The following is a 24,415-nucleotide window of genomic DNA, read 5'->3' as shown; positions in this document are numbered from 1 at the left end:
AACTTTGTTGATTTTTAAGCGAAATTCACGACACTCCTGCGGGCACAGCGAGCCAAGCGAGACCCCGCTGTTTTTAAAAGGATCTTCGACTATGATAATGACCTTCGACTAAATACCACTACGTCCTATGGTGAACGTCGAAGTCAGTACATCCTGTACAAGCACGTCCTGTGGTGAACGTCGAAGTCAGCATAAGGAACGCTTCTAAGAATTCTCATCACAGACACGAAAATGATTTCATTTTTGTGTTGAGATCCTGTGCAAGTGAGGAGGCTCGCGGAAGTAGGTAAATGCAAGGAAGTGGTGTCTAGCTCAGCGACCAGTCACTTGGATCACTTCAAACTTCCTGCGGCGGTGACAGCCTCCTCGTCAGTTTTCCAGTGACCTACGTGACTAATCGGGTCGCTTCCGCTTTTCTCCATCCCGCGGAAAGGGAGAGAATTTCACAGATATCAACAATAAAAACTAACAGAACCAACTTACAAAAAAAGAAACTTGGCATCTGCCAAGCTGATTCGTTCTTGCCCATAAAATGAATGATTCCTCATTTTAAAGTCTAATAGAAAGCGGGTTTATTGTCTAGCGTCAATACCGTGCATATCGGCTTATGTTCAATAAAACACCGAGTGCCATGAGCATCAGGGTTAAAGAAGATCCGCCATAGCTTAAAAATGGAAGAGTGATCCCCGTAACAGGCATCAAACCAGTCACAACTCCTATGTTGATCATGACCTGGATCGCGATCATGCCGATAATACCGATTGCAAGAAGGCTGCCGAATAAATCGGGTGCACCCAGTGCGATACGCACGCCTCTCCAAAGGAGGAGACCAAATAACAACAGGACTAATGAACCACCGATGAACCCTAGCTCCTCTGCAAGTATCGCAAAGATGAAATCGGTTTGAGGCTCTGGCAGATACCCGAACTTCTGTCGACTTTGTCCCAGTCCCAACCCCAGCAATCCACCTGGTCCTATTGCATATAGGGACTGGATGATTTGAAACCCGCTGCCGAGGGGGTCACTCCATGGATCGAGAAACGATGTAATTCTTTTAATCCGGTATGGGGCTGAAATGATCAGGACAACAAATCCAATCAGACCGATGAAGCCCAGTCCGACGAAGTGGCTTACCCTCGCTCCAGCAACATAGATCATCACGATACATGTTCCTACTAATACAGCGCCCGTCCCCAAGTCTGGCTGAAGCATGATCATTCCGAAGGCAAATAACACAACCCCGAGCGAAGGAACCAGCCCTTTTTTAAAAGAAGTGATACGCTTTTGATTCAGAGATAGGTACCTTGCCAGAAAAGCAATCATCGCAAGCTTGGTAAATTCAGAAGGCTGGATGGAGAAGGCACCTACACCGATCCAGCTCCTTGCACCACCACGTACCATCCCTATACCAGGGATCAAAACAGCGACAAGAAGGACAAAGCATGCAATGAGGAGGAGTTTCGACCAATTCGACCAGCTCCAATAATCCACTTGCATGATCAGGAACATCGCAATGATACCTAACCCTGCAAACAACAATTGGCGCTTAGCGAAGAAAAAGGAATCTTCGAATCGAATCTCTGCCCATTGGGCACTGGCACTATATACAGTTATGATTCCAATCGCAAGCAATGTCATCGTCACAATAACCAAAACGAAATCTGGTGTTTTTTTAGCCTTAGGCAATCAAGACACCCCTAATCCATAGGTTTAAAACGTCCTGTTAAGATTGTGTCCAGAAGGAAGATAGATCCATTCATCCTCATCAGGAGTGAGCTATCGCTTTCGAACAACTTCTATTACCTAAGTTTATGCACCGCTTCGATAAACATGTCCCCTCTTTGTTCGAAAGAAGGATACTGATCCCAGCTAGCACATGCTGGAGATAATAATACGACATCACCCGAAACGGAGCACTCATAAGCAACAGGAACGGCTTTTTCAACATTATCAACATGTTCAATCACCTTTATTCCTGCTTCTTTTGCGGTTTTTATCAATTTCGGTGCAGTTTCTCCGAAAGTAATCAATGCTTTTGTATTGTATAAATAAGGGATCAATTCATCAAAATCGTTTCCACGATCCAATCCACCAGCAAGTAGAATCAATGGTTGGTTAAAGGCTGAAATCGCTTTTTGCGTAGCGAGAATATTGGTTGCCTTCGAATCATTATAGAATTTAACACCTTCTACAGCCTCGACAAATTGCAGACGATGCTCCACCCCGCCGAAAGTTTTCAAAACGTTGATGATCTGATTGTTATCTGCACCTGCTATTTTGGCGGCAGCAGTTGCAGCCAAGATGTTTTCAAGGCTATGTTCACCTGGGAGGACGATTTCATCTATCGCAATGATCCTTTCATCATTGAATGTCACAAAACCCTCTTTCAGACAAGCACCGTTCGGTAACGTCTGCTTTGTACTGAATGGTACCTTTTTGCTCTCCACCTTTTTAATCAACGCCATGACTTCTTGATCGTCCGCATTGTAGATACAATAGTCTTCTTTAGTTTGATTCATGAATAATCGTGCTTTCGCTTTTCCGTATGCTTCACGAGTCCCATGATAATCCAAATGGGCATCAAAGATATTCAAAAGCACACCGATGTAAGGTTTGAAGGTTTGAACACCCATCAATTGAAAACTTGAAAGCTCCGCAACAAGGATATCATCCATACCCGTCTGATCAGCTACCTCACATAGGACTGTACCGATATTTCCTGCGACTACTGGTTTTTTCGGACTGTTCTCCATCATCAGACCTACTAACGTGGTAGTCGTCGTTTTTCCATTTGAACCCGTAATTCCAATGATTTCTGCATCGGTCAAATAGGAAACGAGTTCTACTTCAGTAAATACCGGAATCTCCTTTTCCAGTGCTGCATCAATCAATGGGTTAGTATACGGGATACCTGGGTTTTTCACTATGAAATCGATCGGCTTGTCCAACAGAGTTAGCGGATGGCTACCGCAGTGGACTTCAACCCCCTGGTTGATCAGTTCTTTTGCTTCCTGATTCTTTTCAAGCTCTTTCATATCGTTAACAATTACATTCGCACCATACTTGACTAACACTTTAGCTGCAGCAAAACCACTTTTCGCAAGTCCAACTACTAGCACATTCTTATTGTTGAGTTCATGTTTGCGCTCCACTTTAGATCAACACCTCAATATAAACACCAATCGCAGCCAACAACAATCCTACAGTCCAGAATGTTACAACAATCCGCCATTCACTCCAACCAATCAGTTCATAATGATGATGTAATGGACTCATTTTGAATATACGCTTTCCAGTGGTTTTGAATGATACGACTTGAATCATGACTGATAAAGTCTCCATGACGAATACCCCGCCAATGAGGACAAGCAGCAGTTCCATTTTCGTTAGAATCGCCACTGCAGCAATCGCGCCTCCTAAGGCAAGAGAACCAGTATCACCCATGAATACTTTCGCAGGGTGTGCATTGAAAACCAGAAAGCCAAGAAGAGACCCTACGACCGCTAGACAAAACAAAGCAATACTAAGTTCAAATTTACTTGTAGCAACCACAGCAAATGCTCCGAAAGCAATTGCAGCAGTTCCGGCCAAAAGGCCATCAAGACCATCTGTCAGATTTACCGCGTTTGATGCACCAACAAGCATTACGATGATAAGGACGAAATAAAACCAACCTAATTCAATCGACCACTCAGTACCAGGTACAGTCAAGGCTGTCGATATTCCAGCTGCTTTCATACCAAAATAGAAAATGATTGCTATTACGAGTTGTCCCAGCAGCTTCTGTTTAGAAGTAAGGCCTAGATTCCGCTTCATGACCACTTTGATGAAGTCGTCGATGAATCCTATGATTCCATACCCTAACGTGACAAATAACAAAATCATCGTTTCTAATGTTAGTAACCCGAAATACCAGGAAATAACTAATGTCGATAAAATTAATGAAACGATGATGACAATACCGCCCATAGTAGGTGTCCCGGATTTCTTTTGATGTGATTTGGGCCCTTCTTCACGTATGCTTTGGCCGAATTTTAAACGCTTTAGAAATGGTATGAAAATCGGCGAAAGGACGACAGCTACAAAAAATGAAGCCAGAAGGGTAACAATTAATGCTGTTTCCATTCTTTAAACCCCTCCCAGTAATAATGAATTTCGATAAAGATCACTGAATTTATTTTGATGGATCCTGGATGTTGTGCTTTTGAATCGCTTCATGTGCAATTTCTCTGTCATCGAAATCGATTGTAATGTTGCCGATGATCTGATAGGTTTCATGGCCTTTTCCGGCAATCAAGATCACATCATTTTCTCCTGCATTATCGATGGCATATTCAATAGCGGCTTTCCGATCAATGATGGAAGTATAAGAACCAGCCTCGACTCCATCTTCCATATCCTTCAAGATTTGCTGAGGATCCTCTGTACGTGGATTGTCTGAAGTGAAAATAGCGAGATCCGAATGAGCCACAGCTATTTTAGCCATCAATGGTCTTTTTGTCCGATCGCGGTCTCCTCCACACCCTACGATGACGGATATCTTACCTTCAGCAAACTCTCTGATTGTGGTCAACACATTTTCCAAACTGTCTGGTGTATGTGCATAATCGACTATGACAGTGTATGGTTGTCCTTCATCTACAACTTCAAATCGACCCGGAACCCCTTCTAGTCTTTCGACAGATTCCACCATTTTTTGTTCATCGAGACCTGCAGCTATTCCAGCTGTAACAGCAGCCAGGACATTATATACACTGAATTTACCAATCAGCTTCATCTGAACCTTATATATACCCCTCAATGTATGCAATTGAAACGTTGTCCCTTTTCCTGTGATTGATATATCTTTCGCCATGACATCGCTATCGTTTTCAATTCCATATGTCATGATTTGAGCTGCAGTAACTTTTTTGTATTTTGCTGTTGCTGGATCATCTTCATTTAAGACGGCGAGTTTTTCCTTCCTGTTACCATATGTATTTCCAAGTTGGGAAAAAAGAAGCCCTTTTGCCTGGAGGTACTGATCCATCGTTTTATGATAATCTAGATGGTCCTGTGAGAGATTCGTAAATATGGCAATATCGAAGTCACAACCACGTACCCTACCCATTTCCAGGGCATGGGAAGATACCTCCATGAACGCACCGTCCACTTTTTCATCGACCATTTTTGCAAAAGCTTTCTGTAGGAATGGTGACTCTGGTGTCGTATTGGCTACAGGGTACTTTTGATTGTTGATTCTCATCTCAATCGTTCCGATTACACCAGTCCGATTACCCTGATCTTGAAACATTTTATCGAGGATGTGTGTAATTGTGGTCTTTCCATTCGTCCCTGTCACACCAATCAACTGTAGTTGATGCGTCGGGTGGTCATAGAATTGGTCTGAAAGTACAGCGAGGGCGTGGCGGCTGTCTCTAACGAGTACAACAGGTACAGTTGTTTCAACCATTTCTTCAGCTACAATCGCAGTAGCTCCTTTTTTGACTACATCGTCGACGTATTCATGTCCATCAAAATTTGCCCCTTTAATACAAATAAAGAGGTTGCCGCTTTCTACATTACGAGAATCCATCTCAATTCCAGTGATTTCCGGATTCCCTTCGTTCTTCAATTGATACACAAAAAGCTTATCGAGTAATTCATTTAATTTCTTCATTTCTGACATTCCATCCTTTATGCTTATCTTCCATCTCTATATTACTATACATTCAAAAGAAAGTGCCAAACACTCTCGATGAATCAACAGTCTCTGTAAGAGCACTCTACTCAGGTCTGTTGATTGAACAAGAGAATGTCTGACACCATTTTAAATCCTTGACCCCGTTATGGAAATATTGCTTTTCCCACTATATTTGCAGAGCCTTTACTTAAAACTGATCCATATGCTTGTTCCAGATGTAGTACTCTTGCTTCCATTCTAATCTTCTAAGGATGTTTTGTCACCCATATAAAGACGAATCGTCGACCCTACTGTCATTTTAAGACCAGGATCAGGTGCTTGGTCAATGACAACGTCTCCTGAACCGACAGTTTCGATTTTCAATTCATAGAATGCTTTATGGATATCCTGTCTGCTTTTACCTTTAAGATCTGGTATTTCAATCAAAGGCTGATCAAGCCAGGTCAATTCCTTTTCTACTTGATTCTTCCGTTTAGGTACACCCATTGCCGGCAGACTATCCTCAATGATATTCCCAACAATCGGGGCTGCTACAATTCCTCCGAATTGCAACGTTCCTTTAGGATTATCCACAGCTACATATACCACAATTTGAGGATCATCTGCAGGGGCAAATCCAATAAAAGATACGATATGATTGTCTTTCAAATATTGACCGTTCACAGCTTTCTGTGCAGTCCCTGTCTTTCCGCCAACACGGTAGCCATCTACGAAAGCTCCTTTACCAGTCCCTTGGGCTACGACAGTTTCAAGTGCTTCTCTCACTTGTTTAGAAGTATCCTCTGAAATGACGCGTCGCTTCATATCAGGAGTTGTTCTACTTACGGTTTCTCCTGTTTCAGGATCCAACCATTCTTTCGCTACGTATGGAGTGTACAGGTAACCTCCATTCACAGCGGCAGCAACTGCTGAAACCTGCTGGATCGGTGTTACGGAGACCCCCTGTCCGAATGCTGTAGTTGCTAGTTCAAGCGGACCAACTCGATCAAGATTGAAAAGGATTCCCGTACTTTCTCCTTGAAGATCGATCCCGGTCTTTTCACCGAAACCAAAATCCTTAATATATGAAAACAGCTTCTCTTTACCTAATCGCTGTCCTAAGACGACAAACCCTGGGTTACATGAATTTTGAACGACTTCTAAAAAAGTTTCACTTCCATGGCCGCCTTTTTTCCAACATCTTAATTTTCGCCCCGCAACTTCTATCGAACCTGGATCATGGATCGAGTCTCTTTGAAGATCAACCTTGTTTTCTTCAAGTGCAGCAGCTAACGTAATGATTTTGAATGTTGAACCAGGCTCATACGTGCTCCACACCGGTTTATTACGATTGTATATCTCTTGAGGAACTTCCCGGTAATTGGATGGATTATAATCTGGCCTGCTGGACATACCAAGAATTTCACCTGTTTTCGGATCCATGGCGATCGCGAGGACCCCATCCGGATTATAGGTTGCTTCTGCAATATCCAGTTCACGTTCGATGATCGATTGTACTTTGGAATCGATGGTAAGTTTCAGGTCAAGACCATCTGTCGGTTGTTCATATTCATCCGACAATGAGGGCATTCGATTTCCACGGACATCTGTATAAAAGGATACATGTCCCTCATCACCACTCAAATATTCATCATATTGAAGCTCCAACCCAGTCAAACCCTGGTTATCAATTCCGACGAACCCTAAGACGTGAGATAAATAGTTTCCAAACGGATAATGACGTTTGCTGTCCTCCGCTATAAATACCCCTGGCAGATCATAAGCTCGTATTTCATTCGCTTTCTTATTACTGATTTTCCTCCCTCCAGGGTAAATGTTGACGATCGATTCCTTCTTAGTGATCGTCTTATATACTTCTTTTTCACTGATATTCAACGCTGCCGCCAGCTTTTGTGCAGTCCCGGCAGGATCCCTCACTTGCTTAGGTACGACGTAAACCGTGGGAGCGCTGATATTTTTCGCAATCCCAACTCCATTTCGGTCGAGGATTTCTCCACGTTTCGGTTCAAATGGTACATTCCGACTCCATGAATCTAGAGCCAAACCTGTCAACCATTCCCCTTTCACAAACTGAACATACCCTAACCGACCCATGATCACTATTAGAAATAAAAGTCCGGCAATAAACACAAAAACAAGCCGCCTCCGTACAGTCACATTAGAAACCCGCACTTGTCCAACCTCCTCGGCAGATGAGCTCGTTTCATTTATATGCCTGTACAGAAACAGCTAGAACAAATCAGTTATTCTTCTTCGCCATTATTCTCTTGTTCATCTTCATGTTGCTGCAACGATTCTTGTGGTGTCTTCAACTCTACGAGAAGGGGTGAATTCGCCTTCACAACCGATCCTTTCTTAATACTTTGCAACGAAACGAATCCATTTCCTGTAAATTCCGGAGTCTTCAACCCAAGAACTTGTGAAAGGCGAAGAACTTCCGAACGTGACATCCCCGTCAAGTCAGGCATTTTCACATCCCCTTCCGTTCTAAGGAAGACCTGTTCGCCTTTAAGCACTGTGGTATCGGTGTAAGGGGCTTGATTGACGATGCGATCACCTTCACCAAAGACTTCAACCTTCAATCCTTTTTCCTCTAACCGTTCTTTAACTGAATTCGACGATTTACCTTCAAAGTCTTCTAGGGTGACTCCACTTGAAGATCTATCTTCCGAATTTTCTTCACTTGCTTCATCCGGAGTGATATTCAAGTATTGCAAACTGCTCTGCAAAACTGGATTGAATACTTTTGATACAGGTACGGAACCTGATTCATAGGCCTCGTCGTCAAGGTCAGGACGATCGATTGCGACATAGACCAATAGCTTCGGATCGTCTGCAGGAGCCATTCCTAAGAAAGAAAAGATATAGTTGTCATGACCTTTCATTATTTTTCCATCCATGCCATACAATTGTGCAGTTCCAGTCTTGCCAGCAACATCGTAACCTTCAATATTATAATTTTTCCCTGTACCATCGGTTACTACTGATCTTAATAATTTACGGACTTGCTTGGACGTATCTGAAGAAATTGGTTCCCCTACAACTTCTGGCTTATAACTCTTTATCACATCATCATTGTTCTTATCTACGATTTTATCAACGACATACGGTTTCATCATCTTTCCGCCATTTGCGATCGCTGTTGCTGCCTGGATTTGCTGGATCGGAGTGATCGATGTTCCTTGTCCAAAAGCAGTAGCAAGTTTTTCAATCTCCCAGTCGAATTGGATTTTTGAATCTGCTTCACCTGGGATGTTTATTCCGGTTTTTTCATCAAATTCCCAACGTTCAGTCAAGTATTCATGAAGCTTATCGAAACCAAGTTGCTCTTTTGCGATTTTCGAAAATGCTACGTTGGAAGAATGTTGCACACCCTCATCATAGGTGATTTTGCCCCAGCCTCGGCCATTGTTATGGTCACTTATTCTGCTGTGCTTGGTTTTATAAACGCCTGATTGATATTCTGCGTTACCGTTATAGACCCCTTCTTCAATGGCTGCTGCAAGTGTAAAAATCTTCATCGTTGAACCTGGTTCAAATGCTGATCCGATAGAAAAATTCGTATAATTCGTGATATCCCTTACATTCGGATTGAAACTTGGACGGTTTGACAACGCTAGGATCTTTCCGGTCTTTGGATCTGCAACGATTGCCATCATCCGTTTAGGTTCATATTCTTCCTGAACATTATTCATCGCTTGTTCAAGGAATAATTGGATCTTTTCATCAAGAGTCAAATGGACGCTTGCGCCATGTTTTGGTTCTTTGATGACTTCTTTAGGATCAGGTAATTTATAACCATAACGGTCGCTTTGATACTTTAGGGATCCATCTTCTTCTTGTAGATATTCATCTAACGCTTTTTCGAGGCCCATCGCCCCAGCTCTTACGCCCTCATCATTATTCGTAGTGAATCCTAGAATGTGAGAAGCAAAGTCCTGGTTCGGGTAATATCTTTTTGTAAGCCGTTTGAAATCAATTCCGCTGATATCCAACGCTTTTATTTCTTCCATTTTTGAATGGCTGATCTGTTTTCCACCTGGCCCCAGTTCCACCTGGAAAGGACCTTCCTTGCTCATCAATTCTGTCAATCTCGATTCAGACATGCCTAGTAATGGAGCAAGTTTACTAGCTGCCTCAGCAGGATCTTTGATGTGATTCGCATAATCTTTATCGAGAATTGCAATCACGTTGTACGAAGGGATATCTTCAGCAATCGCCTTTCCGTTACGGTCGAAAATTGTTCCTCGGTCTGCATCAAGGGCCGCTTCCCGTGTCCATTGTTTCTCAGCCATTTCTTCTAGATTGACACCTTCAGCTTGACCCGTCCAACCTAAATAGAAATAGCGTCCAATCAATAAGAAAAAGAGCAGGACAAATATCAAAGATAAAATCACTGCTCCTTTATTAATATTCGAATTCTTTTTCTCTATCATTCAAACCACACCTAAACTAATTGTTTACTACTTTGATATTTTTATCGTCGAACTTCATTCCTAGTTTTTGTTCTGCGAAGTTAATGATGCGCAAAGGCTCGCTTAGCTCTGATTTTTTAAGTGTTAGATCATCCACCTGCTTGCTTTGCTTATCAATATTTTGTTCCATAACCTGAATTTCTTTGTTCACAGTATACATTTCGGCATAATTTGAAATCATGAAGATCGAAGCTGCAGCTAACATCATTGCAGCAACTGTCCAGAGAACCTTCTCCCCTTTTGTGATTTTCGATCTTTTTCTTCTAACCACATTCGGTTGCGGTTGTGGATTTTGAACATGATTGGTTTTTCTTTCTACTTGATGGGCAAGATTGCTCATACTCCCAGTTCCCCTTTCTATTTTCTCTTCTCGGCGATCCGTAATTTGGACGATCTCGCTCTTCTATTCTTCTCTTGTTCTCCACTATCTGGAGTTATCGGTTTCCGGGTGATCAATTTCATGTCCGGTTGGTATTCCTCTGGAACAACTGGCAATCCTGGTGGTAAATCTGGTTCACTGCTCACTTCCTTGAAAACTTTTTTACATAAACGGTCCTCAAGAGAATGGAACGTAATGACACAGATTCTTCCCCCTGTGTTCAACATTTCAATCCCATCACGTAAAGCCTCTTCAAATGCATTTAGTTCATCATTAACGGCTATACGAATGGCTTGGAATGTTCTTTTGGCAGGATGTCCACCTTTTCGACGTGCTCTAGCCGGGATTGCCTCTTTAATGATTTCTACCAATTCACCCGTGGTTTGAATTGTTTCTCGTTCCCGGTGGGCTTCAATTTTTCGTGCGATTGATTTCGCGAATTTTTCTTCTCCATATTTAAACAATATCGAGACAATTTGTTCATACGACCATTCATTCACTACATGGAACGCGGTTAGTTCGCTTGTCTGATCCATCCTCATGTCCAATGGGGCGTCTTGATGATAACTGAAACCTCGATCTGCCTCGTCAAGTTGCGGAGATGATACACCAAGGTCAAACAAAATACCGTCAACACCACTAATCCCTTTTTCAATGAGTTCATGCTTGAGATTTCTGAAATTAGATCTGATGATACTGAACTTACCATCGTACTCTTCCAATCTTTCTTTCGCATGGTTGATAGCGTGAAGATCCTGATCAAATGCATAAACATGTCCTGAAGTGAGCCTTTTCAATATTTCTTCTGTATGGCCCGCTCCGCCAAGGGTACAATCCACGTAGATGCCATCTTCTTTAATGTTAAGTCCATCGATTGCTTCTTGTTTCAATACTGTTTCATGCTCAAACATAATTGTCCCTCAATTTCCTGCTCTAACTACGATAGTGTTCTAGAGGTCAAAATCCATCAGACTTTCTGCAATTTCACCAAATGAGTCTTCTGATTTGTTGAAGTAATCTTCCCAGATCTCTTTATTCCAGATCTCGATTCGATTACTTACCCCGATGACGACACAGTCCTTTTCCAACTTTGCATATTGACGTAGTGTAGATGCAATGTTTACACGTCCCTGTTTATCAAGCTGACATTCTGCTGCTCCAGAAAAGAAAAACCGTGTGAAGGCACGTGCATCTTTTTTAGTGAATGGGAGTGCTTTCAGCTTTTCTTCAAGCTGCTTCCATTCTTCAAGAGGGTAACCAAAAATACATTGATCTAGTCCTCTTGTAAGTACGAAAGTGGTTCCTAATTCATCCCGGAACTTAGAGGGGATAATCATTCTTCCCTTATCGTCAATGGTATGTAAATGCTCTCCCATAAACATATACGGGTCCCCCTCCCCACTTTCTTCCCTAAGTCTACCACAACTCCCCACTTTGCACCACTTGTTTAAATATTCTTTTGAACAAAAAAAAATCCTGCTTTTAAATGCAGGATTTTCAGAAGTTTTCATCGCTATATTTTTACAGTAATGTCAGCTTATTTACGACAATTTAAAAGGAGAGCTTTCTCTTAATTCCGTCTGTTTTTTTGTTAATGCTGTGGATTTTCGGCGAATATAATCTAAGTTACAGGAATTGGATAAAACCACCTTACCGTAGATTAGAGTTTTATCGCTTTCGGATTTCCGTTCCATAGATAATTCTGTCTTCCCAATTCCGCAATGAATCCAAATCCAAAATGGTTAATGTAGTAAAAAACATTCAACACTCTCTCTTGAGGCTGGTCCTCCGGCAGAAGATGCATTTGGATATGATCGAATTTTTTCAGATCGACTTCATGTTTTTGTAAAATGGCCCTTTCCAGCCTTTTTTTCAAGTATAGGATTTGATCCTCAATGATCATCCAGTTCTTTTCAGTCAAACGATCCAATCCTTTATCAATTTCAACAGCGGTATTTCTTAGCTGCCTATGTTCCTTCTTCATCACTTTCAAAGCGTGTTCGATCTCTTCATCCAACTCGTAGTCTGTATTGTCATCCAGCCATTGTTTTGTTTCTTTTTCCACCCCATCGAAAACGATACGCTGTGTATCCAGCGCTTTTTCTTCAATGGTCTTTTGCGTATAGTGATCCAATAAAACAAGTGACAATCTAGGGAGGATCGGCGGCATTTTCCTATCGAAGCTATGGAAGACCGTTTTTAATGCGCTCCAGTAATTTATTTCCCCTGGTCCCGCCACGAATGCAAGTGTAGGTAAAAGAAGTTCCTGCATAAGTGGTCTGGTGATCACATTGTTACTCAATCTTGATGGTGTTGAACGTGCAATCTCCGATAGTTCTTTTTCAGAGTAAATGCATTCATTGTTCTTCCCCCGGAAAGAGTCTTTTTCACGTATTAACAATACTCTAGCATCACGTTCTTCGATAAAGAGATGGGCATTGTTTTTTTCAGACTCGACTGGTGTTTCATACCCAAGTCTCTGAATTGCCTCCAAGCCTTGCTGAAATGAACCATCGATTTCTTCATTGTTTCTAATCATGTTTTCAAAAAAGGGGCTTTCAATCTTCCGCAAGTCAGGATGGTGGGAGTCAAGAATGACAAGACCGAACTCACTGAATAAGGTAATCATCAGATAAGCGAAAAAATCAGTCAACGTCTCACTTTTATTTATAGCAGCATTTACCAGATCTTTCACTTGTTGCGTATGTTCTGTTTCCCCGAAAGAACGGATCACTTCTTCAGCCCATGGAAGCAAACGATCGTTTTCACATTTTATATGAGAAACTGACCTCATCCCTTCATATAAATTCAACTTGTGTTTTTTTAGTTGATCGCCATCAGGAACGTGGATATGATTGATCTCATCAAAATCGTGATCCTCACCAGCAATCCAAAAAACCGGGATGACTGGCGTGCCAAGTTGACGTTCTTTTTCCTGTGCAAACAGGATTGTAGATAGACATTTATGTATTGTGTATAAAGGACCCGTCAACAAACCAGCTTGCTGGCCTGTTACAACCACCGTGGATTTTGGATCCTTTAATTTTTCAATATTTTCGTATGTGTATGGTTTAGTCGGAAATGATTGATGATAGGAGAGCAGATGATCAACAAGAGCCAATCTTGGAAATCTCGTTTCCTGAAGTTCCTTCCATCGATCAATATAGTTTTGTTCCTCAAAGGCATTATAGTCAAATAAGGCATTCACATCAGAATTCCCCATCAAATAGGCAGAATATAGGTTTTCTTTATTTCGAAAAGGTAGCTCTAGCACTTTCATACATTTCTTCCTTTCTTGTAAACACGACAGACACTTTGCGAATATGAGTATAGCAAATTAAATACTACTCACCCAACAATTCTGCCTAGAAACGCTCAAAGTGCAGAAACCATCTATTTCTCTGAAATTCACTTCCTTTCCGCAGGCGAACGAAAAGCGGAAGCGACCGATTAGTCACGCAGATCACTGGAAAACTGACGAGGAGGCTGTCATCGCCGCAGGAAGTTTGAAGTGATCCGAGTGACTGGTTGCTGAGCTAAACATCACTTCCCTGCATTAACATACTTCTGCAAGCCTCCTCACTTGCACAGGATGTCAACACAAAAATGAAATCAATTTCGTGTCTGCGAGGAGATTTCTTAAGGAGCTTTTTATAGTCGAAGATCCTTTTAAAAGAAGACGGGGTTTTCGCCAGGCTTGCTTTTCCCGCTGGAGTGTCGCGAATTTCGCTTTTCACTTATAAGATTTTCTAGAAGTGAGCTACATTTCCACATACCGAAGTTGATCATTTGCCCTATTTTTAATCTTCATTCTCCAATATACGTTTATCTTGTTAAAGAGCGATCACACGGATGACCAACCCATACAAACAAAGCACCAAATAACCCGAAGAAAATAGTAAAAAATTCAAGCGCCAGGCTGTTTTCAAGATTTTAGAAAGTCCGATATCCTCATCTCGTTTCCAATACAAAACGGTAATACTGATTACGATGAGCAAAATCAAAATGACAATTGGCCATAAAAAAGTATTTTCCCATATCGTATATAGTATGACCATGACAGAGATGATCAGGAAAAAGGTGGTCACATCTGTTGCAACCATGAACGACCGCTTTTTTTGCCTGGTGATTTTCCTTGTGATCCAGTAAACCATGATCCAAGTAAGTAAAGGTACTGTAACTAATATAGCCAAGGAACCCAATAAAAAATCAATCATCGTTCCCCCTACTTTCTTTACTCTTCCATCCCTTTAATGATTTGATAGACAAACCGATTATTTGGAACTTCAATATTTTTTCCTTCAGCTGAATTCAAGATGAAGCCGTTTATTGCTTCGATCTCGGTTCTCCGCTTATTCTCGATATCCCTTAACATGGAAGATTTGTTTAAAGAAGTATTCTCGCATACAGCCACTAAATCCTTCCAGGCTTCATGATATTTGATGTTCAAAACTTTACATGCTTCTTTACTGAGTTGTTCCATCAACTCGAGCCAATGCGTATTCGTCAGAAGAGCTCCATTTGGGATCCTCAATATTGCAGTGAGGGGATTGATGACGGCGTTAATATGTAACTTTTCACTTACCATTGCATACCAATCATTTTGGTAGAAGAATGGAAAGTTTTCTTTCGAGAGTTTTTCCCAATTGATTCCTGAATGGCCATCAAGATAGGGAGCGATTTTAGTCCGTCCGACCCCAGTATGATTGATTAAATGATCGGACTCTTTCATGGCACCATGTTCAACCACCCCCATGTATATCGAATGCATCTTTAAATGCGGCAAAAATCGCAGGTGCTGCATTCCATTTTGAACAAATAAAATGGAACGTGTATTTCTGAACTTTTCAATTATTTCAGGCATGATTTGTTCAACATCATAGGACTTGACTGCAACGATCAGCACATCAATGTCACTTCTATCAGTTTCGGATAATAAACAAACCTTTGGTTGAGACGTGTATGCTGAACTCCCCGCTTTTAAAGTCAATCCCATCGTATGAATCGCTTGTTGCTGAGCTTCTCTTCTAACAAAAAGTGTGACTGCATGAGCGCTTTTCGCTAGATAAGAAGTAAATAACAGACCTATTGAACCACCACCGATAACCCCGATTTTCATGACAACCCCAACTTTCAAGGAGATTTGTAAGATTATAGTAGCACAATTAGGAAGGCTGATAAATCTTTCCATTGGATAATGAGTGTTTCAACCGAAATTTACGACCCTCCTGCGGGATCCAGGTGAGACCCCGCATTCAACTAACCACCACCAAGTCCAACACTACAAGGATAGAATATAACTCCATGGTCTTGTAGTAAAAGTCGAAGCCTGCATATGGAAAACTTCTAAGAACTCTTTGGCAATCAAGATATCATTTTATATTGAGATCCCACGCAAGACTGGAGCCTTTAGGAGCCGCCAGCAGAACTTAAACTTTTCCAAAAGACTCCATTCCCTCTTTCAAAATCAATCTTTTTATCCGATTATGGAAGAAAAACAGATAAGTAGTTGCGTTAAAGGGTGGTATTTATTCATAAAATGCAGAGGTTGACCGTAAATAAGGGAAAATGATTGGTCAACTTATATGTAATTCTGATTTATCTACCAAAAACAAATAACAAATTACAAAAATTTGAAATAATCTACAAAAACAAGACTTTATCTACAAAACACAAAAACATTCCTCTGACCACGTCGAATGTGCTGCGGTAGACCTAAATTTTATACTTTCTTATCTTTTAAAAAAAATCCATAGAGCCATCTATCGATGGTCTATGGATCAACTTGATAAACAACGATTACCTATACAGGATAAACTGGGTGTTTACGTTCACTGAATATCATTTCTTTAGACTCGTAAGCTTCGAATCGATCAATCAATTCTTCCCGCAGGTCATCCGCAGATACGATTTGATCGACAATCATTTCAGAAGCAAGCTTATAAATATCAATATGTTCTTTGTATTCTTGATGCTTTTCTTGCACGTACTTCATACGCTCTTTCGGATCTTCAATTTCATTGATCTTATTGGAGTAAACAGCATTTACCGCTGCTTCTGGACCCATTACTGCGATCTGAGCTGTAGGGAGCGCAATACAGCAATCTGGTTCAAAAGCAGGTCCTGCCATAGCATATAATCCTGCCCCGTATGCTTTACGGACAACAACTGATATTTTCGGAACAGTCACATCACTCATTGCTGCAATCAACTTCGCTCCATGGCGGATGATTCCTGCTTTTTCTACTTTTGTACCGATCATGAATCCTGGTACATCAGCAAGGAACAACAAAGGAATCGAGAACGCGTCACAAAGCGTAATGAACTTCGCTGCTTTGTCGGCAGAGTCGACAAACAACACACCGCCTTTGACCTTCGGCTGATTTGCAACGATTCCAACCGTTTTTCCATCAATTCGTGCAAACCCGGTCACCATCTCTGGCGCAAACAACTTCTTCATTTCATAAAAAGAGCCATCATCGACAAGTCCGTCAATGAACTCATACATATCAAAAGGTACGTTCTGGTTTTCCGGTACAATTTCTGATAGGCTTCTACCTTGAACAGGATGTTTCCCCTCTATTTTCAGAGGTTTTTCTTTATAGTTGGCAGGAAAGTATGAAAAATAGTTGCGGGCTGATTCGATTGCTTCTTCTTCTGAAGATGCAAGTACATCACCGCATCCACTAATACTGCAATGCATTCTAGCACCGCCCATTTCTTCAAGCGTGACCTTTTCTCCGATCACCTTTTCCGCCATCCTCGGTGAACCAAGGTACATAGAGGCATTCTGATCCACCATGATGACCGTATCACAAAACGCAGGGATATATGCCCCGCCAGCAGCTGATGGTCCAAACAGGATACAGACCTGCGGCACCATTCCAGACATTTTCACTTGATTATAAAAAATTCTTCCTGCCCCACGTCGATTCGGGAACATATCAATCTGGTCCGTGATTCTGGCGCCAGCTGAATCGACTAGATAAAAGAGTGGCAACTTTAGTCTCATAGCAGTTTCCTGGATGCGGATGATCTTTTCTACTGTTCTTGCTCCCCATGAACCGGCTTTTACTGTAGAATCATTGGCCATCACACATACCTTTTGACCGTTCACTTTCCCGATTGCAGTTATGACACCGTCAGCAGGTAATCCTTCTGCCTGGTTATTTGCGAATTTTCCATCTTCAATCTTATAAGAATTATCATCGAACAATAAGTCGAGACGTTTACGGACGAATAATTTATTTTGGGTTTTCAGCCTATCATGATACTTTTCAGCACCGCCAGCTTCAATCCTTGCCTTCGTATCGTGCAATGTTTCATTAATTGTTTTCAACATATAATTCCTCCTTCATTGCTGTAGAAAAGAACGAGCGCTCATTCACTTTTATTTCATGACAACGAGGACGTCACCTTCATTGACGAAATCACCGATATTTACATTTACAGAAGCAACTTCACCTTCTGTTGCTGCTTCAATCGGAATTTCCATTTTCATTGATTCCAGTGTAAGTACTGCTTGTCCTGTTGAGATTGTTTCTCCTTCTGATACCAATACGTTCAATACTGTACCTGCCATTGATGCTGTAATCTCTTTCATGTTGTACCACTCCTATTTGTTTACTTTTTTGATTACTTCATTTAAATATTGGGTTGTATATTGTCCCTTTTGGAACGTTTCTTCATTTAACACGTGATCGAATAACGGACCATTATGTTTGATACCGCTCAAAGTCCACTCACCAAAGAAATTCCTGGACTTCTCCAACGCCTGCTCACGGTCATCTGCATGAATGATGACTTTTGCAATCATCGGATCATAAAATGGCGTGACTTGTGTCTCGGAACTGAAGCCAGTATCCACACGGAGCCCTTCCGATTCTGGATACTCGAACGTTTCGATTTTTCCAGGAGAAGGCAGAAATGTATTCGGATCTTCCGCATAAATCCTATACTCAATACTATGTCCGGATTTCACAAGTTCTGCTTGTGAATATGGAATTGGTTTCGATTGTGCAACGTCAATCTGCCATTCCACAAGGTCCAAACCAGTGATCATCTCCGTGACCGGATGTTCAACTTGTAGACGTGTATTCATCTCCAGGAAATAGAAATTTTCGTTTTCGTCAACGATGAATTCAACCGTACCAGCATTCGTATAATTGACATGTCTACCTGCCTGTACTGCAGCTTCACAAATTTGTTGGCGGACTTCTTCACTCAAGAATGGTGACGGCGACTCCTCAATGACCTTCTGATGTCTGCGCTGGATCGAGCAGTCCCTTTCATATAAATGCACGACATTCCCATCTTTATCACCGAAGATCTGCACTTCAATATGACGGCTGCTGGAAATGAATTTTTCCATGAACATTTCATCATTGCCGAAATAAGCCTTTGCTCGGTTTTGACTAGATACAAAAGCAGTGCGTAAAGCTTTTTCATCATCACACCGCTGCATCCCGATGCCTCCTCCTCCAGCACTTGCCTTGATCATGACCGGATATCCGATTTTATCTGCAAGCTGGACAGCTGCATCGACATCACTGATCGGACCATCACTTCCTGGCACGACAGGGACACCAGCATCCTGCATGGTTTTTCTTGCCTTGACCTTGTCCCCCATCGCCTCTACAACATCTGCAGAAGGACCAATGAATGTAATGTTAGCGTTTTCAACTTTTCGCACAAAATCAGCATTTTCAGATAGAAACCCATAACCAGGATGAATTGCATCAACTTTTTCAGAAAGTGCAACCTCCAACACACGGTCACTATTCAAATATGATTTCACGACTGGAGGCTCACCGATTTCATGAGCAATCTTAGCATTTTTCACATAGGGAAGATCTTTATCTGCCTGTGAGTATACAATAACAGGTTCGATCCCTAATTTCTCGCAAGTTTTTACAATTCTAGCTGCAATTTCTCCTCTGTTTGCGATCAGTATCTTTTTCAAACCATCTCCTCCTATTTCTCTAGGCTACAATCTACTACTTTCAACAACAATCTGGTTGATTCCTGTAGATTTCTACAGAATTTTTTCACATTTGCAGAAATTTTCGTAACTTTATTATATAATAATACAAGATAGAAAGGGAGAAAAAATGAAGGGGGACGCCAATAATGTATAAAGTACAAAAGCTTCTCGTTAATTATAAAACGTTGGAAGAATTTAAAAAGTTCAAGGAATATGGAATCCAGGAATTATCGATGTTGGAAGATTTACAGGAAAATATCATTGATAACGATAGTGAGTCTCCATTTTACGGGATTTATTATGGGGACAAACTGGTTGCTAGAATGAGCCTTTATCGAATCGATGGGAACTACGACCGCTATTTCGATCCGCCTCAGGATTACCTTGAACTATGGAAACTGGAAGTCTTACCTGCATATCACGGGAAAGGTTTCGGTAGTGCGCTCGTCAATTTTGCAAAAACCTACAATCTCCCTATCAAGACAAACGCACGACAGCGTTCTAGTGAGTTTTGGGAAAAGATGGGCTTCTCATCCGTAACATATAACCCAAGCCGTGACCGAGGGGAAAATCCTTATGTATGGTATCCAGCGGGTGTTGCTGAGCAAGAACCTGCGGAAACAGAGGATGGACCGATCAAAGAAACGGACGTATCGTCATCTGACTTGTAAGAAATGAGTTGGACCTACAAAAACAGTAAAGCTGACTTGAATCAAGTGTCAGGACCTTATTTTTAGGTTCCTGGCACTTTTTCGTCAGCTTTGTTCTACTTACTTTTCCACTTTTTCAAGATTTCCGTTATAATCCATTTGGAATTTCACTTGCGAATCCTGATCGTCATCTGTCACTGCCATTTTCCTTGCTCGTTCCATGAAATTCAACATGATTTTATAGTCTTCGTACACATGATCATAATCATTCTGCAATTTCTGAAATTTGTGGTTCAACACTTCATTTTCCTTCTCCATGTTCAAAAGGTTATCTTTAAGTCGCTGATTTTCCTCTTGAAGTGTATGCACATCCTGTTCTGAATTTTGTATATTTCGCAAGTAGTCGATTATATCTGCCATGCATAAACCTGAATTAACTTCCGGGGTCCTGTTCATTACTCTAATTTCTTCTTGTTGAGTCGTTTCCTGTTGCGGAACAGGATTACTAGAATGTGATTTCGACGACTTTTCTTTCATCATCTGTTTTCGTTGCTTCTTCGCAATCGCTATGGCAGCATCGTACTTTTTGCGGATCAATGAATTCCATCTGAATCCACATGCCGCTGAGGTTCTGGATAATTTTTTCCCAACTTCTTCAAACGCTGCTAGTTGTGTACCACCTTCACGTATATGTCGCAGAACGACTTCGGCTAGCAATAGATCTTCATCATGACTCCAAGCATCCTGGCGTGTTGAGCCCATCTGCATCCCTCCAAACATTTCTACTTTATTTACAACATATGCAGATGGTAGAAAAGATAGACTTTCGTTTAAAGAAAACTTGGCAAAGCCAAGCCTTAGCGTAGGCTGAGCCCTAGTTGCCCTTATATTGAAGAAAGTATTTATACTTTCTTTAAATGCTAGTGAAAGATTCCAAACCATAATGTCTTGGAGGGACTCAGAACTGCTCATTTTTGGTTTAAAAAGGTTTTGACAGCCTCATGATGGTCATCTGTAGCCCATAACCGTGCGCATTCTCTTATCTCTTTGTCAACTCTTCGTTTGATATTAGAAAGCTCATATTGGTCGAGACGTCGTTGTTTATATGCTCGTTGGACTGCTGGGTTTTTCATTGTAAAAGGCTTAATCCATTCGTTAAAATCATTCAGCGGTTCTTCTGTATCCAATACTTTCTGGATGAACCCTTTTTCATATCCTTCCATTGCGGAATATTTATTAGCACTGATCAATATCTCAAACGCAGATTCAGGATTCATTCTTTCCATGACAAAAGTAGATCCACCCCAGCCTGTTGTGATTCCAAGTGTGCCTTGTATGAAACCGAACTTCACATTTGGATAAGCTACCCGCAAATCACATGCGGAAGCAATTTCACAACCTCCTCCAACCGCTACACCATTCAAAAGAGCGATTGTGGGCTTTGGAAAGGTGAAAATCTTCAACAAAACCTCCCCCATCTTGGAAAGCATTTCATAGGCATCGTCTTCTGTATGTAATTGATGGAAGACTGATAAATCTCCACCGGAACAAAATGATTTTTCTCCTGCACCTGTCATCACCAATAATTTAGCGCCTTCATCATCCTTCAATTTTTCCAAAGCATTATCTAACAGTACAATCATGTCATGATCGATGGCATTGTAACGCTCAGGCTGATTCAAAATCACCCAGCCGATACCATTTTCGACTTCTACTTTCACTTTCTCCATATGATCACCTTGTTTATGTATTTGGTTTGTTCGTTTTTATTGTTGATTTCTGCGAAATTCACTCCCTTTCCGCGGGCAAACGAAAAGCGGAAGCGACCGATTAGTCACGTAGGTCACTGGAAAACGGACGAGGAGGCTGTCGCCGCCGGATGAAGATTGAAGTGATCCAAGTAACTGGTCGCTGAGCTAGACATCACTTCTATGTCTTGACCTACTCACGCGAGCCTCCTCGCGAGTTAAATGTAAAAAAAGTGCCTAAAGGATATTAATCCTTACAGGCACTTTTGATCAAGCTTACTTCTCAACTACTTCTTTTCCTTTGTATGTTCCACATTCTGGACATACGCGGTGAGAAAGCTTGTATTCGCCACATTGTGGGCATTTCACCATTCCAGGTACTTTCAACTTATAGTGAGTACGACGCTTGTTTTTGCGAGTTGTAGAGGTTCTTCTAAAAGGTACTGCCATGGTTTTCCACCTCCTTGAAGGAATTGTTCAGCTAGAGAATGTCAAATGCTTTGACGTTTCTTCACTTTTTATCGCTATCATTAAAAAATTTGGCCAAGTCGGCCATCCGTGGATCGACCTTGTCTTGTCGATCCTCTTCTTCCTCAACTACATCCCATCCTTTACCTGATGGAGGAGCAGGAGGGTTATCAGTTGGTTCAGAGCTGATGACCTTCAACGGCTTTTCCAACAATATGTTTTCCCGAATATAAGGTATCAGGTCAACCGTATTCTCTTCGACGACATGGATATCCTCTTCTTCTGCATCCATCCCGTAATCCGGTTCGAAAAGAAAAATCTCGGTTGATCGGATTTTAAAAGGAAATGGTACATCTTCAAGAGTCACTGCACAAGGCAGTGTCATTTGTCCCGAAATCGTCAAATGAAATACAGCTCGATTTTGATTGATTTCAGCATAACCCTTTACATGGACTGGTGTTATTTCGCGGATTTCCGAATCAAAATCACGGATCGAGTCCAACTCGATCGTATCATCAAGTTCTAGTCCTTTACGTTGAAAACTTCTCAGTTGTTGTATGGACCATTTCATTTGTCATCACCTCAAGGCAACAGTAGTAATTATAGCTTTCAACAAAAAAATTGTCAACATTTTTTCTTTACAGTCGTTTTTATTCTTTCTCCACAATTTGGTACAATAATGAAGTCAAGGACATTCCAGCTTCACTTGGGTTTCTCCCATAAATTCAAGATGATTCAATTTTAACGTATATCCTCTATCACTACCAAATCAGAAGGAGCAGAATGATGAAATCTTTAGGATTGATCGTTGAGTATAACCCTTTTCATAATGGACATTTATATCATTTGCAACAAGCTAAGAAACAATCACAGGCTGAAGTAGTCATTGCTGTGATGAGTGGTAATTTTCTGCAAAGAGGAGAGCCTGCCCTTGTTTCAAAATGGACACGGGCAAAGATGGCACTTGAAGCAGGAATCGATCTAGTCGTTGAGCTCCCCTATGCCTTTGCAACCCAGCGGGCAGATCGTTTTGCGTATGGAGCTGTCTCCATACTGGATGAAATGAAATGTGATGAAATCATTTTTGGTAGTGAATCCGGGAAGATCGAACCCTTTTTAAGGACTGTGGACTTTCTCCGTGAAAATGAAAAGGAATATAATGAATGGATCCAAAGGCATGTCCAATCAGGTATAAGTTACCCTGCGGCAGCATCCAAGGCTTTTACTGAACTTCCAGGGCGTCCTGACGAGACTGTCGACCTAACGAAACCAAATAACATTCTGGGGTACCATTATGTGAGTTCGATCAGGGAAATTGATTCTGAAATGCATATAGATACTGTACAACGCACTGGTGCTGGCTATCATGAAGTCGATCATGGGACTGATAAAATCGCAAGTGCGACTGGAATCAGGAAAATCCTATTTGAAGGCAATGGAGAATTATCAAAAATCGATGTCCTTGTTCCATCGACAACATATAAGGGGCTTAAAGAGCACCAACATGAGTTCGGTCAATTCCTCGGTTGGGAATGTTATTTTGAATTTTTAAAACATCGGTTGATCTCTTTTTCTGCAGACGAACTATCAGAAGGATATGAGTGTGTGGAAGGAATTCAACATCGACTTAAGGATCAGATTTTACATTCAGAATCATTCAAAAGCTTTCTGGAATCCGTCAAAACGAAACGATATACATGGACCCGTCTGCAAAGGCTCTGCACACATATTCTGACCAATGCAAATAAAGAAGTGATGAATAAAGCTTTACGTGAGCAGCCCACTTACATTCGACTGCTCGGGATGTCGGAAAATGGGCAAAAGCATTTAAATACGATCAAAAAGAAGGTGGAACTTCCGATTGTCAGTACCCTTTCCAAATACAGTGATGACTTTATGGAAATGGATATCAAAGCGACGAATACGTATATTCTTGGTTTCCCCTCCAGATTCCATACAACACTTTGGAAACAGGAATACTCTAATCCTCCGATACGTATTTAAACAGAAGGCTCTGTTAGTTTATTAA

The 24,415-nt window shown here is 41.4% G+C and carries 21 protein-coding genes; 2 read left to right on the top strand and 19 right to left on the bottom strand.

Annotation, left to right across the window (positions count from 1 at the left end):
- Positions 1-585: 585 nt before the first annotated feature.
- The 15 genes from spoVE to KOL94_RS03485 all read right to left on the bottom strand — a co-directional run bounded on the left by spoVE (position 586) and on the right by KOL94_RS03485 (position 19,499).
- Positions 586-1,686: a stage V sporulation protein E gene (spoVE, locus tag KOL94_RS03555; RefSeq protein ID WP_221564095.1), complete on the bottom strand. Its 1,101-nt coding sequence runs from the start codon at positions 1,684-1,686 to the stop codon at positions 586-588.
- 113 nt (positions 1,687-1,799) lie between these two features.
- Positions 1,800-3,152, bottom strand: a complete 1,353-nt coding sequence (gene murD / locus KOL94_RS03550) for a UDP-N-acetylmuramoyl-L-alanine--D-glutamate ligase (RefSeq protein ID WP_221564094.1) — start codon at positions 3,150-3,152, stop codon at positions 1,800-1,802.
- A 1-nt stretch (position 3,153) separates the two neighbouring features.
- A complete protein-coding gene (mraY, locus tag KOL94_RS03545) occupies positions 3,154-4,125 on the bottom strand; it encodes a phospho-N-acetylmuramoyl-pentapeptide-transferase (protein ID WP_221564093.1) in 972 nt (323 codons plus the stop codon).
- Between the two features lie 49 nt (positions 4,126-4,174).
- Positions 4,175-5,659, bottom strand: a complete 1,485-nt coding sequence (locus KOL94_RS03540; RefSeq protein WP_221567575.1) for a UDP-N-acetylmuramoyl-L-alanyl-D-glutamate--2,6-diaminopimelate ligase — start codon at positions 5,657-5,659, stop codon at positions 4,175-4,177.
- A 261-nt stretch (positions 5,660-5,920) separates the two neighbouring features.
- The gene (locus tag KOL94_RS03535; RefSeq protein ID WP_221564092.1) at positions 5,921-7,855 is read right to left on the bottom strand and encodes a stage V sporulation protein D; all 1,935 of its coding nucleotides are present in this window, start codon (positions 7,853-7,855) and stop codon (positions 5,921-5,923) included.
- A 71-nt stretch (positions 7,856-7,926) separates the two neighbouring features.
- On the bottom strand, positions 7,927-10,119 hold the full coding sequence (locus KOL94_RS03530; protein WP_221564091.1) for a penicillin-binding protein: 2,193 nt from the start codon (positions 10,117-10,119) through the stop codon (positions 7,927-7,929).
- Positions 10,120-10,135: 16 nt separating this feature from the next.
- Positions 10,136-10,498, bottom strand: coding sequence for a cell division protein FtsL (ftsL, locus tag KOL94_RS03525; RefSeq protein ID WP_221564090.1), 363 nt, complete (start codon positions 10,496-10,498; stop codon positions 10,136-10,138).
- Between the two features lie 17 nt (positions 10,499-10,515).
- A complete protein-coding gene (gene rsmH, locus KOL94_RS03520) occupies positions 10,516-11,448 on the bottom strand; it encodes a 16S rRNA (cytosine(1402)-N(4))-methyltransferase RsmH (RefSeq protein WP_221564089.1) in 933 nt (310 codons plus the stop codon).
- A 39-nt stretch (positions 11,449-11,487) separates the two neighbouring features.
- Positions 11,488-11,919 carry a division/cell wall cluster transcriptional repressor MraZ gene (gene mraZ, locus KOL94_RS03515; RefSeq protein ID WP_221564088.1) on the bottom strand — a complete coding sequence of 144 codons (432 nt, stop codon included), beginning with the start codon at positions 11,917-11,919 and terminating at the stop codon, positions 11,488-11,490.
- A 278-nt stretch (positions 11,920-12,197) separates the two neighbouring features.
- Positions 12,198-13,817, bottom strand: a complete 1,620-nt coding sequence (gene bshC / locus KOL94_RS03510; protein ID WP_221564087.1) for a bacillithiol biosynthesis cysteine-adding enzyme BshC — start codon at positions 13,815-13,817, stop codon at positions 12,198-12,200.
- A 553-nt stretch (positions 13,818-14,370) separates the two neighbouring features.
- The gene (locus tag KOL94_RS03505) at positions 14,371-14,754 is read right to left on the bottom strand and encodes a DUF3397 domain-containing protein (protein WP_221564085.1); all 384 of its coding nucleotides are present in this window, start codon (positions 14,752-14,754) and stop codon (positions 14,371-14,373) included.
- A gap of 17 nt (positions 14,755-14,771) precedes the next feature.
- Positions 14,772-15,728: a 2-dehydropantoate 2-reductase gene (locus KOL94_RS03500; RefSeq protein WP_221564083.1), complete on the bottom strand. Its 957-nt coding sequence runs from the start codon at positions 15,726-15,728 to the stop codon at positions 14,772-14,774.
- 612 nt (positions 15,729-16,340) lie between these two features.
- A complete protein-coding gene (locus KOL94_RS03495) occupies positions 16,341-17,879 on the bottom strand; it encodes an acyl-CoA carboxylase subunit beta (RefSeq protein ID WP_221564081.1) in 1,539 nt (512 codons plus the stop codon).
- A 48-nt stretch (positions 17,880-17,927) separates the two neighbouring features.
- Entirely contained in the window at positions 17,928-18,140 is a 213-nt protein-coding gene (locus KOL94_RS03490; RefSeq protein ID WP_221564079.1) for a biotin/lipoyl-containing protein, read from the bottom strand.
- A gap of 12 nt (positions 18,141-18,152) precedes the next feature.
- Positions 18,153-19,499 carry an acetyl-CoA carboxylase biotin carboxylase subunit gene (locus KOL94_RS03485; RefSeq protein WP_221564077.1) on the bottom strand — a complete coding sequence of 449 codons (1,347 nt, stop codon included), beginning with the start codon at positions 19,497-19,499 and terminating at the stop codon, positions 18,153-18,155.
- Between the two features lie 167 nt (positions 19,500-19,666).
- Here KOL94_RS03485 and KOL94_RS03480 point away from each other — a divergent pair, with 167 nt between their 5' ends.
- Positions 19,667-20,191 carry an N-acetyltransferase gene (locus KOL94_RS03480; RefSeq protein WP_221564075.1) on the top strand — a complete coding sequence of 175 codons (525 nt, stop codon included), beginning with the start codon at positions 19,667-19,669 and terminating at the stop codon, positions 20,189-20,191.
- A gap of 99 nt (positions 20,192-20,290) precedes the next feature.
- Here the strand turns inward: KOL94_RS03480 and KOL94_RS03475 are convergent, their stop codons facing one another.
- The 4 genes from KOL94_RS03475 to KOL94_RS03460 all read right to left on the bottom strand — a co-directional run bounded on the left by KOL94_RS03475 (position 20,291) and on the right by KOL94_RS03460 (position 22,957).
- Complete coding sequence (locus KOL94_RS03475) at positions 20,291-20,932, bottom strand: RsfA family transcriptional regulator (RefSeq protein ID WP_221564073.1); 642 nt, start codon at positions 20,930-20,932, stop codon at positions 20,291-20,293.
- Positions 20,933-21,138: 206 nt separating this feature from the next.
- A complete protein-coding gene (locus KOL94_RS03470) occupies positions 21,139-21,900 on the bottom strand; it encodes an enoyl-CoA hydratase/isomerase family protein (protein ID WP_221564072.1) in 762 nt (253 codons plus the stop codon).
- A 294-nt stretch (positions 21,901-22,194) separates the two neighbouring features.
- A complete protein-coding gene (gene rpmF, locus KOL94_RS03465; protein WP_221564071.1) occupies positions 22,195-22,368 on the bottom strand; it encodes a 50S ribosomal protein L32 in 174 nt (57 codons plus the stop codon).
- Between the two features lie 61 nt (positions 22,369-22,429).
- Positions 22,430-22,957 carry a YceD family protein gene (locus KOL94_RS03460; protein ID WP_221564070.1) on the bottom strand — a complete coding sequence of 176 codons (528 nt, stop codon included), beginning with the start codon at positions 22,955-22,957 and terminating at the stop codon, positions 22,430-22,432.
- Positions 22,958-23,169: 212 nt separating this feature from the next.
- Between KOL94_RS03460 and KOL94_RS03455 the strand changes: the two genes are divergently transcribed.
- On the top strand, positions 23,170-24,390 hold the full coding sequence (locus tag KOL94_RS03455) for a nucleotidyltransferase (protein WP_260412189.1): 1,221 nt from the start codon (positions 23,170-23,172) through the stop codon (positions 24,388-24,390).
- The last annotated feature ends 25 nt before the right edge of the window (positions 24,391-24,415 follow it).

The organism is Alkalihalobacillus sp. TS-13 (assembly GCF_019720915.1).
GTDB lineage: Bacteria > Bacillota > Bacilli > Bacillales > Fictibacillaceae > Pseudalkalibacillus.
Note: the sequence above shows the minus strand (reverse complement) of the source record. Positions and strands in the feature narration are given on the sequence as shown.

Excerpts from the sequence above, each read along its gene's own strand:
- mraY (WP_221564093.1), bottom strand. The coding sequence starts at position 4,125 with ATGGAAACAGCATTAATTGTTACCCTTCTGGCTTCATTTTTTGTAGCT.
- KOL94_RS03540 (WP_221567575.1), bottom strand. The coding sequence starts at position 5,659 with ATGAAGAAATTAAATGAATTACTCGATAAGCTTTTTGTGTATCAATTG.
- KOL94_RS03530 (WP_221564091.1), bottom strand. The coding sequence starts at position 10,119 with ATGATAGAGAAAAAGAATTCGAATATTAATAAAGGAGCAGTGATTTTA.
- ftsL (WP_221564090.1), bottom strand. The coding sequence starts at position 10,498 with ATGAGCAATCTTGCCCATCAAGTAGAAAGAAAAACCAATCATGTTCAA.
- rsmH (WP_221564089.1), bottom strand. The coding sequence starts at position 11,448 with ATGTTTGAGCATGAAACAGTATTGAAACAAGAAGCAATCGATGGACTT.
- mraZ (WP_221564088.1), bottom strand. The coding sequence starts at position 11,919 with ATGTTTATGGGAGAGCATTTACATACCATTGACGATAAGGGAAGAATG.
- bshC (WP_221564087.1), bottom strand. The coding sequence starts at position 13,817 with ATGAAAGTGCTAGAGCTACCTTTTCGAAATAAAGAAAACCTATATTCT.
- KOL94_RS03505 (WP_221564085.1), bottom strand. The coding sequence starts at position 14,754 with ATGATTGATTTTTTATTGGGTTCCTTGGCTATATTAGTTACAGTACCT.
- KOL94_RS03500 (WP_221564083.1), bottom strand. The coding sequence starts at position 15,728 with ATGGAAAGATTTATCAGCCTTCCTAATTGTGCTACTATAATCTTACAA.
- KOL94_RS03495 (WP_221564081.1), bottom strand. The coding sequence starts at position 17,879 with ATGTTGAAAACAATTAATGAAACATTGCACGATACGAAGGCAAGGATT.
- KOL94_RS03490 (WP_221564079.1), bottom strand. The coding sequence starts at position 18,140 with ATGAAAGAGATTACAGCATCAATGGCAGGTACAGTATTGAACGTATTG.
- KOL94_RS03480 (WP_221564075.1), top strand. The coding sequence starts at position 19,667 with ATGTATAAAGTACAAAAGCTTCTCGTTAATTATAAAACGTTGGAAGAA.
- KOL94_RS03475 (WP_221564073.1), bottom strand. The coding sequence starts at position 20,932 with ATGGGCTCAACACGCCAGGATGCTTGGAGTCATGATGAAGATCTATTG.
- KOL94_RS03470 (WP_221564072.1), bottom strand. The coding sequence starts at position 21,900 with ATGGAGAAAGTGAAAGTAGAAGTCGAAAATGGTATCGGCTGGGTGATT.
- rpmF (WP_221564071.1), bottom strand. The coding sequence starts at position 22,368 with ATGGCAGTACCTTTTAGAAGAACCTCTACAACTCGCAAAAACAAGCGT.
- KOL94_RS03460 (WP_221564070.1), bottom strand. The coding sequence starts at position 22,957 with ATGAAATGGTCCATACAACAACTGAGAAGTTTTCAACGTAAAGGACTA.
- KOL94_RS03455 (WP_260412189.1), top strand. The coding sequence starts at position 23,170 with ATGATGAAATCTTTAGGATTGATCGTTGAGTATAACCCTTTTCATAAT.